This is a genomic window from Acidianus infernus (genome assembly GCF_009729545.1).
Lineage (GTDB): Archaea > Thermoproteota > Thermoprotei_A > Sulfolobales > Sulfolobaceae > Acidianus > Acidianus infernus.
The window spans coordinates 851,559-864,236 of record NZ_WFIY01000004.1; the positions used below are offsets into that span (position 1 = coordinate 851,559).

Here is a 12,678-nt window from a genome sequence, read left to right on the forward strand (position 1 = left end):
GGATGGCTTTTCATTTAGTTGATAATTTTCTTTATCACCTTAATACTTTATACAAATTCTCGCAGGAAGGAGTCTATAGTAGATTAGAAAGTGTGTATCCTGCAATAACTCCGATAGCTTTAGCTTCACTCTTTACAGGATTACAACCTAAAAACCACGGAATTGTAGCACCAAAAATTTTTGTTAAGGGAAGAAAACTTTCATATCCACTAACCGCTTATAACAGTTCTTCATTAACTGCAGAGCCAATATGGAGTATTTTAGGAAAAAAAGGTTACAAAGTTCTCGTAACGTCTGCTCCTCAAGCTCTACCAGATAAGTGGAAGCTTGATAATGTAATATTATTTGATCCCTATAAGTCTAAAATTAAAAAATGTACTAAAGGATATGTAATTAAAGAAGGAGAAAATAGGATATTAGGCAATAAATGGAATGTAAAAATTGATAATAATACATTTTATATAACCTTACCAGATGGTAAGGAAGTAAAATTAGCTCAAGGAGAGTGGAGTAATCCAATAGAATTTAATGCAAAATGTGGAGGGAAAGATGTTAATGGCATAGCCTTTTTACATGCTAGAGAAAAAGACATTTATCTAACTCCTCCATCGTTTTTTACTGATTGGGGTAATAATAAAATTCTTTTAGAAGAAGTTTGGAAAAATATTGCTTTGAAAGAAGGAATAATTTTAGATGGGGATTATAAATCATTAAATAAAGGTCTGATTTCTTTTGAGGAATATATGAAAACTGTAGAGTTATCATATAATTTCTTTTATAAATACACTGAATATCTTTTAACAAAAACTAGCTGGGATTTCGCAATTACATACTTACCAACTATAGATAATCTACAACATTTACTATATGGAATAGATGATTCTAGAGCTTTAGATGCTATATTTAATGCGTACAAATTGGCAGATAAGTTCGTTGAATTAAACTCAAGGTACGCAGATACAATTTTCATATGTTCTGATCATGGCATATCTAAGATTAGGAAGAAGATATATATTAATAAAGTATTAGAAAAAATAAATGTGTTAAAAATTGAAGATGGAAAAATTGATTGGAGAAGAACTAAAGCGTTCTATGGTGGTGGAGGCATAATAAGAATAAATCTAAAAGACAGAGAAGAAAATGGAATAGTAAGTAAAGAGGAATTTCCGAAACTAGTTAAATACATTGTTAGAAACTTAGAAAATATAGTAGATGATGGAGAAAAAGTTTTTACAAGAATCTATGAAAAAGAGAGTCCTGCAGGAGATAGAGAAGGAGATATAGAAATAACACCAAGATATTTATACGGAATGAGTAGCGATGTTGAAAGTACAGATGATGAGATAATTAAGCAAGTAATACCTTATAAAACCTCAACCGGAGATCATGGTTATTTTAGAAAAGAAGATATGTATGGAGTATTTTTTGCTTACGGAGATAAGATAAGGAAAACTCGCGAGAAAATGGAAGTTAGAATTATAGATATCGCACCAACAATATTAAAGTTATTTAATGTGCAAAATAAAAAATCTGATGGAAGGGCATTAGTAGAGGTATTAAGATTATGAAATATATCAAAAGTAAGAAGCACAAGAGATATAGATTTCCCAAAGATTGCGAGGAAGGTTTGCCTTATACTGAAGTTATAGAAGATGGCAAAAGAATTAAGGTATGTGAGAATTTTGAAAAGTATTTTCATTATAGTAATCATTTTTCAATAAATTTTAGTTCCTCCATAATACATAGTAAGTTTCTTAGAAGTCAATTCATACTAAATAATATTCCCAGATTTCTGAACTTACCTGAATACTACAATGAAAACCGCGAGATAAAGATTGAGATAAACGATAAAATTGACGAAATAATAATAGGTGAGGGAATTAGCGGACTTTCTGCTTTAGAAAATTGTAAAAATTGTATTTTAATCTCTCCAAATTTTGACGATGAAATATTTCTAGATCCTCTATGTAAAGACTGCAGTTTAAAAGACAAAATTAAATCGATAATTAAAAATAACTCGAACAAAATAGTTTATGGTAGGTTTATTGGAAGGTTTGACGAAGGGTTAGTTTTTAGGCTAAAAGATAACTATCTAGTAATAAGGAAACCTGCTAAGGTTATCTTAGCCTCCGGTTCAAGATTCTTACCTCCAGTATTTCCCGGTAACGATTTACCCGGCATAATATCGCGTAGGATGTATCTGAAATTCTTAAATTTATTTAAAAATGTAGTAGTTATAGGCTCTACTGACGATGCCATAAGAACTGCATTAATTTCTAAATCAAAAATATTCCTAAAAAAAGGTACAGAAAATTTCTCCAAAAAATATCTTGAATTGGCGGAAAATGAAGGAATAGACATTCTAGAAGTAAATGAACTTAAGGCTTCAAGAAAAGGTAAGAAAATTGTGCTTTATCATGATTATGGGAAGGAAATTGTAGATGCTATAGTTTTTGCTATAGTTAGACAACCAAGAATTGAAATAGCTAACAATCTCGGAATCGAATACAATTTTTATCACAAATCTCATATTTATCTTCCAGTACATAATATAAATGGAAAAGTTAACGATAATTACTATGTGACAGGTGGGATGAGAGGAATTTATGATTATGAGCTGTCATTCTTAAGTGGAAAAATAATATTTAATGAAGCTATAGACGAATTTTACGCTGAACTAAAGGAGACCTATCTTTATCATTATTATAATAAGAGAGGAGAAGAAGAAAGTAGCAGTATTTCGCCTTATTTCTTTGGTAATGGTTATGTTTGCGAATGTGAGGATATTAAACTGAAAGATGTAGAGGAGCAGTATAAAAAAGGTTATAGAACTGTTGAAGAGATGAAAAGAACTCTTGGAATTTCTACAGGGTATTGCCAAGGAAAAATATGTAGCTTCCTAGTTGGAGATTATTTAAATAGCAATAAGCTAATAACTTTCAGATCTCCCTTATATTCAATGTGGTAAAATGATAATAATAGGAGCTGGAGCTCACGGGTTAAGTTTAGCTTATCATTTAGTTAAAAAAGGAGTCAAGGGTATAATTCTTGTTGAACAGAGTAGGATAGGTTATGGTTCAAGTAGTAGGAATGCTAGCCGATTTAGATATCATTTTTACAGTAGAGAAAATATAGAGTTTGCATTAGAAGGAATAAAATATTTGATATCCCAAAAGAAAGAATTAAAATATAATCCTTTAATATACAAAACAGGATATTTATGGTTATTACATGATGAAAATTTAATAGGGAACTTTAAAAAATTGCATTCTTTATGGTCTTCCTATTCAATTGGCGGAAAATTTCTAGAGTGCAAAGAATTTGAGTTTCTTAGAGTAGATGGAACTTGCTATTTTGCTCCTCAAGATGGAGCATTTCATCATGATTACATGATTTATAGCTATTATGAAGAGATTAAGGATAAAGTAGATATAAAATATGGAAAAGTATCAAAAATTCTGTATAATAATGGAAAAATTACAGGAATCAAACTAGAAAGCGGAGAGGAGATAAAAGATAATGAGGTAGTAGTTACTGCAGGAGCTTGGTCAGGAGAATTACTAAAGACTGCTAACATAAACTTGCCTATATATCCAGATAGAAAGGAAATATTTATAACTGAAGATGTAAAATTTAGAATTAAACCACTTGTTATAGACTTCAAACGGGAAATTTACTTTTCCCATACATTAAAAGGAGAAATAATAGGCGGAATAGAGAAAGAAGATATTGGATTTAAGGAGTTTTCAATATCATTCTTAGATTCAATAGAGTACTTAAAGAGACTGAGAGAAGTTGTTAAGGGAATAGAAGGTATAGGAATTCTAAGAGGTTGGTCTGGGTACTATGAAATGACTCCAGATCACTCTCATGTAATGGGTTATGGAAATGATTGGCCAGAAGGATTATTTATTGATGCAGGATATAGTGGTCATGGAATGATGTTTGCACCTTACGCTGGGAAAATAATGGCAGATTTAATAGCTGATGGTGAGAAAAATAGATTTATACAGATATTCTCTCCTGATAGATTTAATGAAGAAAAACTAATTGAGGAAAAGATGGTTATTTAATCTTTAGGCAAGCTAATGGCCTTCTTATTTAAGTATCTATTAACATAATCTGCAAATTCCTTATAGTAACCTTTTCTTCCTCCATCAGTTACTATTAAAGAGGCAGAGGAAGAATCTACATAATAAACTAGCTCATCAAAATCTGCATGATCACTGAGTGCAACTATTTTAGATTTATTATCCACATCTCTTATTGGACTGGAGAATTCCCATCCAGATAGTGCAAAATTTGTAAATTTAGAGTCCCTATTTTTGAACTCATGAAAATGTTTAAATTCCACGTACCAACCGTCTTTTATTATATCCTTAGCTTCAGGACTCTTAGCTGAGAAAACGTCTTTTATTTCTAGGCCATACTTTATTGCAATGTCTGTAATTTCTTTTATTTTGCCATCTACTATAAAAGGGGCCGAAATTCCATTTCTTCTCAGTATTTTCATTGCCTCTTGAATCTTTCCATAGTAGGCATAGACTCTTACTGGTCCATAAATTAGCGAATCGTTTACGTAGTCTGAAAATAAGATTTCGACTTCATCTCTAAATTTTCTTCTAAATGCCGGTTTTCCGTAGGTAGTATCAACAATTAATACGTCAGTATTAAGTATAGGAGTACCTTTCCCAGGATTCTTAAAATCTCCAGTATAACCTACACTTTCCCCATTAGAATTTGTTACAACTACTTGAGCAGCTCCAAATACATGATCTGCTTGAACTAGTTCTATTTTCTCATCCTCTATTGCAATCTTTATACCATAACTTATTCCCATTGCCTTTTTCTTAGGTATATCATACCCTAAGACTGAAAGAACTTCAAGAGTTGGAGGAGTCGATATGATTCCAATGCAAGATGAAATGCTCTTATTTAATTGCAAAATATGATCAGCATGGAAATGAGTTACTACTCTAAAATTTCGCTCATAATGCCCATCAACTGTAAAGTTGTTACCTAAAAGTATTGCACCAGACTTCTTAATATCGAAGAACACAAAACATAACTATGAGTTATTTTATAAAAACTTATACATTTTGATCTGACGGCTTTTCTTCGATCTTCTTTAATTGGCTCTTATACATCTCAAGAATTTCACGACTAGTAGTTGCATCTTCCGGGCTTTTATCTGGCCTCCACCTTATAAATCTTGGGAATCTTATTGATAAACCACCTTCTCCATATTGATCCTTGCAACATGTGTGCAAAGGAGATATAGTTATTTCTGCTCCAATTATTTCGGCAACAAGCACTGGTGTTAACCAAACATCTGGAACCATAGTTGAAACAACTCTTGGGTGAGGAGAATCTCTTTTTAACTCTGCAATTTTCTTCTGTAAATCGTCAAGTTCTGCGTCAGTAAAACCAGAAGCAACCTTACATACAGTCTCGAAAACATCCTTGTCTGGGTTATATGCTGCCATTAGGAAGGAACTATATTTACCTCCTTTCCTTCCTTTACCGTAAAAAGCTCCTACCATTACCAGGTCTACAGTATCTGCCATTTCGCTCTGGTAATCTCTCTTAAACTTTATCCAAAGCCAGCCTCTTGATCCTGCCTGGTATATTGCATCTGGTGCCAGAGATTTTACCATAACGCCTTCTGCGCCTTCAGAAATTGCCTGGTAGAAGAATTCCTTTAGTTTTTCTACATTATCAGTTATAATATGAGTAGCTATATGCACATAATCGTTATCTTCAACTATTGATTCTAACTTCTTACGTCTTTCTGATAACGGCTTTACTGTATAATCTTCTCCTTCATAGTACATTAAATCAAACAAGAATACGTTAACTGGATATTCTTTTATAGCCTCGTGAATATCGGACTTCCTTTTCCTATGCATTAACTCTTGGAAAGGTCTCATTTCGCCGGTTTCTGGGTCTACTGGTATTATTTCTCCTTCAACTATGAACTCATTGCCTTTAACGTATTTTGAAATATACTCTACTACGTCAGGATATTGATTTGTTATATTTTCTAATCTTCTAGAGAATATGAAAATTTTATCCCCAGCCTTGTGGATTTGCCCTCTCTCTCCATCATACTTGTAATCAACCAATGCAAGATTGCCTACTTTATTTAACATCTCTGCAGGGTCCGATAATCTTTCAGCCAGCATTGGCCTTATTGGAATTCCTGGCTGAGGTTTGATGTTCTTCAGTTGCTCAATTCCGCCATTTGCCAATATTTTTGCAATATTACCTAAATCTGCCCTCAAATTGTATGCCCTTTCAACTATAGGCCTAAAGTTCTGTCCGCCACCGAAAGTTATTGCTAGTGCATCTAATATTGTAGCATCTCCTATTCCAACTCTTAACCTACCATCAACAAATCTAACCAAATATTTAGCTTCAAGCGGAGACGCGTCTTTAAGTAATCCTGCTAATAGTCTGATTTTAATATCTCTACTACCTTCTCCAGTGCTTGTAGCAACTTTTGTTAAATCATCATAAACTTTTTCTACAGTTAGTGGCTTTGAAGCCTTTTGTGCTCCTAAAAACGCTAAAATGCTGGCAGACTGTTGTTTTTGCTTTATATCAAAAGCTACTTGCCCTAAGTCACCTACGGATTTATACATTTTTTCTATTTCATCATCGCTTACGCCTGTAGCTATTGATAATGCTCTTATGAGGAATTTTTCACCTATTCCTAATTCTGGCATTCCTAAGAAGTCTGGCCATAGTTTACCTTGAATTATATATACAACTTTATCAATAACATTTGTATCAGTTTTCTTAAAAAGATCTGCAAGTAATGATGTAAGTTGAAGCCTAGAAGATATCTTTTCTAGTCTATCAAAGTATTCAGCTATAATTTTAAACTCCATAAATAAAAGTTTGAATTACGATATAATATATTTGATGATGAAAACCGGCAAGCCGGAAGGATGAAGTATCAGAGTTACTCTGAAGCCATTTTCCTTATAAAATATATTCTTACAAGAGGAAAAAAGTAGATATTTATGATTCTTGGGGATAGAGATTTAAAATACTACCTGGAAAAGGGTTGGATAGTAATTTCTCCTCTTACTCAAGACACTATAAGAGAGAACGGGGTCGATTTAAGAGTAGGCGGAGAAATTGCCCGATTCAGGAAAACGGATGAGGTCTACGAAGATGGAAAGGATCCTCGGTCATTTTATGAAATTGAAAAGGGAGATGAGTTCATCATTCATCCTAACGAACACGTGCTATTAGTTACTGAAGAATACGTGAAATTGCCAAATGACGTAATGGCATTTGTGAACCTTCGTTCATCTTTTGCTAGGTTAGGCCTATTCATCCCTCCAACGATAGTAGATGCTGGATTTGAAGGTCAGCTCACAATAGAAGTGCTAGGTTCAGCCTTTCCAGTCAAAATAAAAAGAGGCACGAGGTTTCTACACCTCATTTTCGCCAAAACTTTAACACCAGTAGAGAACCCCTACCACGGTAAATATCAAGGACAACAAGGTGTAACTTTACCTAAAAATGGGAGGTAAGGAGGCGGAAAGGGGATGGATAACCCAAGACGTTAATGACGCTCCTCTCCAGCTCGAGTTAGGGGCAACTAGCATTTATAGATAAAAATCAAATGGTGGTCTCTGAGCTACTCGAATTGATGGTGGTAACTATGAGCCCCTTGGAAGGGAACCCTTCCAAGACGGAGGGGAAGTCAGCAAAATTTAAATTCCAGATAATTTCCATGCCTTAGCATTATTATCGAAGTATATTATTCCCAATTGTCTCAATTTTTGGAATAATTTATGCTCTTGTTTAGTGAGATACTTTTGTGCTTCTACATCATCTGGGGTATGAATATCTGAAAGTTTCTTTACGAAATTATTAAAGAAATCAACATCTACGGCTATTCTTTCTTTATCAGTATATAGAACTTTTCCACCTTGTTTTTCAATTTTTTCAAAGAATAAGTCAGGGTTCTTAAGCTTTACCTCGCTCTCATATATTGCCCCTTGTGACTTAAGAATATCCATGACAGTTTTCTTCTTTTCACCAGTTGGTTGCGAGTATTGGCGCGTTTTTTCGTATTTAGCTTCTGATTCTTCGCTTTTCTTGCTTTCTATTTCATCAATTTTCTCGCTTAAATCAGCTATTTTTTGTTTTAAATTCTCCACTTCAGCTGTAAATGGATTTACCATATCTTGAATTTTTCTTTCTAGTTTTTTCGTAATCTCATCTATAATTTGTGGAGTGATATTACTACTTGTAGTAGTAGAAATATTCATTCCATCATTTAAAGGTGATGATAGTAACTTATACTTAACGTAATAACTAAGTATAGCAAAGCCTTGTCTACTCGCCTCCTCTTCCAATTGTTTATATTCTTCATCTGTAAGCTTAATAACAAGTGTCTTCATGATTTCAACTTTAAATGAGAATTCAAAAGATATAAGCTTAATTAAAAAATATACTCATTTTACCTTTTGCTTTTCTAAGATGGTATTTACAAAATTCTCTTCATTAGGAACTCCTATAAATTCAACGGATTCATTTATAGCTAACGTTGGCACGGACATTACTTGATACTTATCAGCAATATCTTGATTCTCATACGCTTCGACTACTTCTGATAATATGTTACACTTATTGGCTTTACATGCCTCATATGCTACCATATGTGATAGAAGTGCAGCGTAAGGACAGTAAGGACAAGACGGAGTTACCACTACTTCTACTTTCACTTCTCCGTTTAATTTATCTTTTATAGCTTGTATTGTTTCTTGGCTTAAGCCGCTTTCTCCTTGAGATAGTCTTACAATTGTTTCCACTAAAGCTCTTATTTCTTCACCAACTGGAGCTCCGGTCCATCTTATATATCCTTTGCAGAAGGCTACTGTTGGAACTCTTTCTACTTTAAACTCTTTGAATACTTTTTCCACCTCTGGATCTCCATTTCCTCTGTCCTCAATGTGAACTTGGAGCAAGCTCTTCCCCTCATTTTGTGGTGCTGCTTCACTAATGAATTCCAATAATTTCTTCGTTAACCCACAATAGTTGCAATTAACATCTTTTGAGTCTATAAAAACATATACATCAACGGGATTTTTCATATCTTTTAAAGCATCTTTTAAAGCGTCTCTTACTTCATCAGTAAAAAGTTCTGCATACTCTTCTTCACTCATGTCAATCCACTTGTTGTATATTAATTAACAGCCTTAAAAAGTTACATCAATGTTCTATCAACGTGAATTTTACGTTAAATACCTAATTAGTAGTATCTCTGAGCGTGTCCAACAATATTGTTAGTTTAATATTTATCTATTCATATAAACTTAAAGAAATGTGCCTCAGACTAATATAAGTTTTTATGAAAAATGATTAATAAATAGTTAAGAAAAATACTAACAAAAATAAGGCTGTTCAGACTTTTTTGAGAAACTACGAAATTGTTGGCGCACTCATATCTCTAATCATTATGGCTTAGTATATTTTTATGTATTTGTATAAAATGTTCATAAAAGCATAGAGGTAGAAAACTATTGTTCTACCGAAGAGATCTACTCTGAAAAATCAAACGGTTTACATTTAACATCAGATGGCTTTATCATAAGAATTTCATCGGAATTAGGATATTTTTCTCTGAATATTATACCTTCAAATCTTTTTATTCTAACGCTCTTATCTAACCAGCAATCTGGGCTCAATCCGGCTTTTAAGCAAGTTTCTGCTAAAAAGGTTTCCTCGTCCCAGCAGTACTCCATAGGAACTTGAGGTAATAATAGTCCGCTATATAATATTCCCTTTTCAACTATGAGTCCGTCTCTGCCTACTTTTATTACTTTGGGTAATTCTTTCCTATCGTCAACTACTACTTCCTCTGGTTTAGTTAATACTGTAACCTCGATGATTATATTATTAATCTCATCTTTCATTAACGGAGGAAATCTGGGATCAGAAAACGCTGCAGCTATTGCAGCATTTTTAACTATCTCCTTTAATGGAGCGACTGCTTCCACGTAACCTATGCATCCGCGTAAAGTAGTGGTCTCTCCTAAAAGGGTTTCCAGAGTAACAAAGGCTAGGCCTTTCTTATTAAGTACTTCGCTTTCCTTATAGTTAATTGAGCTTTGTAACCCCAATTTTTTCATTATTGCTTGTCTTGCTATCTTGACTAGTGTTTTGCCCTCCTCTATTCCTAGTTCTTGAATTGTAACTAAGCTCATCTTTTTCTTTCTTTGATTTTGCCTTAATAAGTATCTCTTCGATTGTCTTCCAGTGCTTTCCCTTCCAATATTCTTTCTTGCACTTTGTACACCGCCATCTATTTTCACCAACTTTTTCTAGAATTCCATTACATTCGGAGCATCTAGACGCTTCAATCCTTGCCTCTAAATCTATTCCATATTTTATGGAAAGCTTAGCTAAAATTGATATAATATCGTAATCTGGAGGAATAAGGAAGCACTCTAAACCCTTTTTCTTAGCCCTAATACATAGGCCTCTATCTCTTGTTAATATGACTCTTTTATCTTTTTCAGCAATTTTTATTACTTTCCAATCTTCAATATCATTACTATAATAAGTATCGTACCCTAAAATCCTAAGCCATCTAGCTAATTTACCTAGCATTGCATCAGCAATAAACTTGCTTTGCATGTTATCCAAACACATTATATACAGAAACTAGTATTAAAAACCAAGCTATAGCTAGTGTTAAACTGCCTTTACCAAAAACTAGCCAGTTTTTCTTGATCTTGAAATAGAATGTTACTATTGGAATACTAATAATGTATGAAACTAAAACAATTATTACTGCGTAAATGAAAGAATTAGAAAAAGCAGAAATTACTCCAGCTATGGCCCCTAATATTCCCCTCACTAAGAGAATTTTATCTTCAACATCCACATTTCTAAAATGTAAGAAGATGGCTATAAAGTTACCAAGGAAAAATTCCATGAGTTATATAGATTTACTAGCATGGGTAGTTGAAAATAAAAACGAGCTAATAGGCTGTAGAATAGATAACATTTACAATTTGGAAAAATTGGATAACGTATTCATATTTAAGTTGCATTGTAAGAATTCTGATAAAAATCTAATAATAGAGCCCGGAGTTAGAATAAACTTCACAAAATATGATATCCAAAAAGAAATTGGGAATAAAGCTAAATCCCTAAGGGAATTAATAAGAGATCTCGTAATCTCAGACGTTCAAATAATAGACAAGGAAAGAATCCTTAAAATTGCATTAAGTAATGGTATGAAGATAATAGTCGAATTATTACCCAGAGGATTGCTTTTAGTACTAGACGATCAAGATAAAATAAAATTCTCTACAGAGTATAAGGAATTTAAAGATAGAGTTGTAAAACCTGGCTTACCTTATGTACAGCCACCAAAACAAAATAAGGTAGTTGTACCTAAGGATATACAATTAGCCTTACATTTAACTAGCAATGCGGAGGAAGAGTATGAAAAATTGGAAAAATCTATTGTTGAGGGGAAAATAACGCCTTGCATTCAAAAAGGGATAAATTTTATGCCAATAGAGTTTGAAGGTTGCGAAAAAGGAAATAGCTTTAATGACGTCATAGACGAATATTTTCTCGAGCTAACTAAACAAAAAGAGATACAAAAGATAACTGAAAAAATTGAAGGAGAAAAGAAAAAGCTTGAGAAAACTATCCAACAAATAGAAGAGAACATCAAGGAATACGAAGAGAAGGCAGAAGAACTAAGAAAAATAGGTAAAGAAATAATGGAACATTACATGGAGGTTGAGAATGCCATAAAGAATAAAGAAAAGAAAATTAAGCTTGAGGATAAGGAAATAGAAATAGACCCTAAATTATCAGTAACTAAAAACGCTTCAATTTACTTTGATAAAGCAAAGGAATACGTGCAAAAAAGTAAGAAAGCTAAAGAAACTCTAGAAGAATTGAAAAGAAAGCTTAATGAAATTGAAATTGAGATAAAAAAGGAGGAAGAAGGGAGAAAATTATCAATAAGGAAGAAAGAATGGTATGAAAAATATAGGTGGAGTTTCACTACTAATGGATTCTTAGTAATAGCTGGTAAAGACGCCGACCAAAACGAAAGCTTAGTAAGAAAACTCCTAGAGGATAACGACATATTTTTGCACGCAGATATTCAAGGTGCCGCTGCTACTATAATTAAAAACCCTAAAAATATTACAGAACAAGATATTTATGATGCTGCAGTTATTGCAGCAAGCTATTCAAAGGCATGGAAATTAGGTTTAGCCGCAGTTGATGTATTTTGGGTTTACGGAAGCCAAGTGTCTAAAAGTCCACCTGCTGGAGAATATTTGCCAAAAGGTTCGTTTATGATATATGGAAAGAAGAATTATATTAAATCAGTAAAATTAAACTTGGCAATAGGCTTCAAAATAAATGATTCTCTTGAAATTATTGTTGGTTCAGAAAATAGTGTTTCGGCTAAAGTTAAAAATTACGTATTAATTTCCCCTGGTGATGAATTGGAAAGAACCGCGGATAGAATAGTAAAAATACTTAGTGAGGCAAATTCTATAAATGCTGGAAAAGAACTTAAAAATGAGGTACTATCGATTTTACCTGGGAAGTCAAAAATAATTAAAGTAGTTAAAGAAACTAATGATAAACAATAATAACCCTAACGCTAATCTAATA

General features: G+C 33.0%; 12 protein-coding genes. 5 read left to right on the top strand and 7 right to left on the bottom strand.

Annotation, left to right across the window (positions count from 1 at the left end; all coding sequences use genetic code 11):
• Positions 1 to 2 precede the first annotated feature (2 nt).
• From D1867_RS05260 to D1867_RS05270, 3 genes are read left to right on the top strand one after another with little or no spacing between them, the layout of a single operon-like run.
• Entirely contained in the window at positions 3 to 1,568 is a 1,566-nt protein-coding gene (locus D1867_RS05260; protein ID WP_240872323.1) for an alkaline phosphatase family protein, read from the top strand.
• Entirely contained in the window at positions 1,565 to 2,968 is a 1,404-nt protein-coding gene (locus D1867_RS05265; protein WP_155863081.1) for a (2Fe-2S)-binding protein, read from the top strand. Before D1867_RS05260 ends, D1867_RS05265 begins: the two co-directional genes overlap by 4 nt.
• 1 nt (position 2,969) lies before the next feature.
• Entirely contained in the window at positions 2,970 to 4,073 is a 1,104-nt protein-coding gene (locus D1867_RS05270) for an NAD(P)/FAD-dependent oxidoreductase (protein ID WP_155863082.1), read from the top strand.
• Here the strand turns inward: D1867_RS05270 and D1867_RS05275 are convergent.
• Both D1867_RS05275 and D1867_RS05280 read right to left on the bottom strand, forming a co-directional pair.
• Positions 4,070 to 5,059 carry an MBL fold metallo-hydrolase gene (locus D1867_RS05275; RefSeq protein ID WP_338077971.1) on the bottom strand — a complete coding sequence of 330 codons (990 nt, stop codon included), beginning with the start codon at positions 5,057 to 5,059 and terminating at the stop codon, positions 4,070 to 4,072. The two genes, D1867_RS05270 and D1867_RS05275, sit on opposite strands and share 4 nt — an antisense overlap.
• Positions 5,060 to 5,090: 31 nt before the next feature.
• The gene (locus tag D1867_RS05280; RefSeq protein ID WP_155863083.1) at positions 5,091 to 6,893 is read right to left on the bottom strand and encodes an ATP-dependent DNA ligase; all 1,803 of its coding nucleotides are present in this window, start codon (positions 6,891 to 6,893) and stop codon (positions 5,091 to 5,093) included.
• Between the two features lie 135 nt (positions 6,894 to 7,028).
• Between D1867_RS05280 and dcd the strand changes: the two genes are divergently transcribed.
• Positions 7,029 to 7,547: a dCTP deaminase gene (dcd, locus tag D1867_RS05285; protein WP_155863084.1), complete on the top strand. Its 519-nt coding sequence runs from the start codon at positions 7,029 to 7,031 to the stop codon at positions 7,545 to 7,547.
• A gap of 183 nt (positions 7,548 to 7,730) precedes the next feature.
• On the opposite strand, the gene D1867_RS05290 is transcribed toward dcd, so the two are convergent.
• The 5 genes from D1867_RS05290 to D1867_RS05310 all read right to left on the bottom strand — a co-directional run bounded on the left by D1867_RS05290 (position 7,731) and on the right by D1867_RS05310 (position 10,912).
• Positions 7,731 to 8,423, bottom strand: coding sequence for a CopG family transcriptional regulator (locus tag D1867_RS05290; RefSeq protein WP_155863085.1), 693 nt, complete (start codon positions 8,421 to 8,423; stop codon positions 7,731 to 7,733).
• Between the two features lie 54 nt (positions 8,424 to 8,477).
• The gene (gene pdo / locus D1867_RS05295; protein WP_155863086.1) at positions 8,478 to 9,188 is read right to left on the bottom strand and encodes a protein disulfide oxidoreductase; all 711 of its coding nucleotides are present in this window, start codon (positions 9,186 to 9,188) and stop codon (positions 8,478 to 8,480) included.
• A gap of 375 nt (positions 9,189 to 9,563) precedes the next feature.
• Positions 9,564 to 10,229: an AmmeMemoRadiSam system protein A gene (amrA, locus tag D1867_RS05300; protein WP_155863087.1), complete on the bottom strand. Its 666-nt coding sequence runs from the start codon at positions 10,227 to 10,229 to the stop codon at positions 9,564 to 9,566.
• Positions 10,123 to 10,677: a Mut7-C RNAse domain-containing protein gene (locus tag D1867_RS05305; RefSeq protein WP_338077972.1), complete on the bottom strand. Its 555-nt coding sequence runs from the start codon at positions 10,675 to 10,677 to the stop codon at positions 10,123 to 10,125. The genes amrA and D1867_RS05305 overlap by 107 nt, the downstream gene beginning before the upstream one ends.
• On the bottom strand, positions 10,664 to 10,912 hold the full coding sequence (locus tag D1867_RS05310; RefSeq protein ID WP_338077973.1) for a hypothetical protein: 249 nt from the start codon (positions 10,910 to 10,912) through the stop codon (positions 10,664 to 10,666). Before D1867_RS05310 ends, D1867_RS05305 begins: the two co-directional genes overlap by 14 nt.
• Before the next feature lie 49 nt (positions 10,913 to 10,961).
• On the opposite strand from D1867_RS05310, the gene D1867_RS05315 reads away from it, so the two are divergent.
• Entirely contained in the window at positions 10,962 to 12,656 is a 1,695-nt protein-coding gene (locus tag D1867_RS05315; RefSeq protein WP_155863090.1) for an Rqc2 family fibronectin-binding protein, read from the top strand.
• Positions 12,657 to 12,678 lie beyond the last annotated feature (22 nt).

Coding starts and splice junctions, on each gene's coding strand:
- D1867_RS05260 (WP_240872323.1), top strand. CDS start 3: ATGGCTTTTCATTTAGTTGATAATTTTCTTTATCACCTTAATACTTTA.
- D1867_RS05265 (WP_155863081.1), top strand. CDS start 1,565: ATGAAATATATCAAAAGTAAGAAGCACAAGAGATATAGATTTCCCAAA.
- D1867_RS05270 (WP_155863082.1), top strand. CDS start 2,970: ATGATAATAATAGGAGCTGGAGCTCACGGGTTAAGTTTAGCTTATCAT.
- D1867_RS05280 (WP_155863083.1), bottom strand. CDS start 6,893: ATGGAGTTTAAAATTATAGCTGAATACTTTGATAGACTAGAAAAGATA.
- dcd (WP_155863084.1), top strand. CDS start 7,029: ATGATTCTTGGGGATAGAGATTTAAAATACTACCTGGAAAAGGGTTGG.
- D1867_RS05290 (WP_155863085.1), bottom strand. CDS start 8,423: ATGAAGACACTTGTTATTAAGCTTACAGATGAAGAATATAAACAATTG.
- pdo (WP_155863086.1), bottom strand. CDS start 9,188: ATGAGTGAAGAAGAGTATGCAGAACTTTTTACTGATGAAGTAAGAGAC.
- amrA (WP_155863087.1), bottom strand. CDS start 10,229: ATGAGCTTAGTTACAATTCAAGAACTAGGAATAGAGGAGGGCAAAACA.
- D1867_RS05305 (WP_338077972.1), bottom strand. CDS start 10,677: ATGTGTTTGGATAACATGCAAAGCAAGTTTATTGCTGATGCAATGCTA.
- D1867_RS05315 (WP_155863090.1), top strand. CDS start 10,962: ATGAGTTATATAGATTTACTAGCATGGGTAGTTGAAAATAAAAACGAG.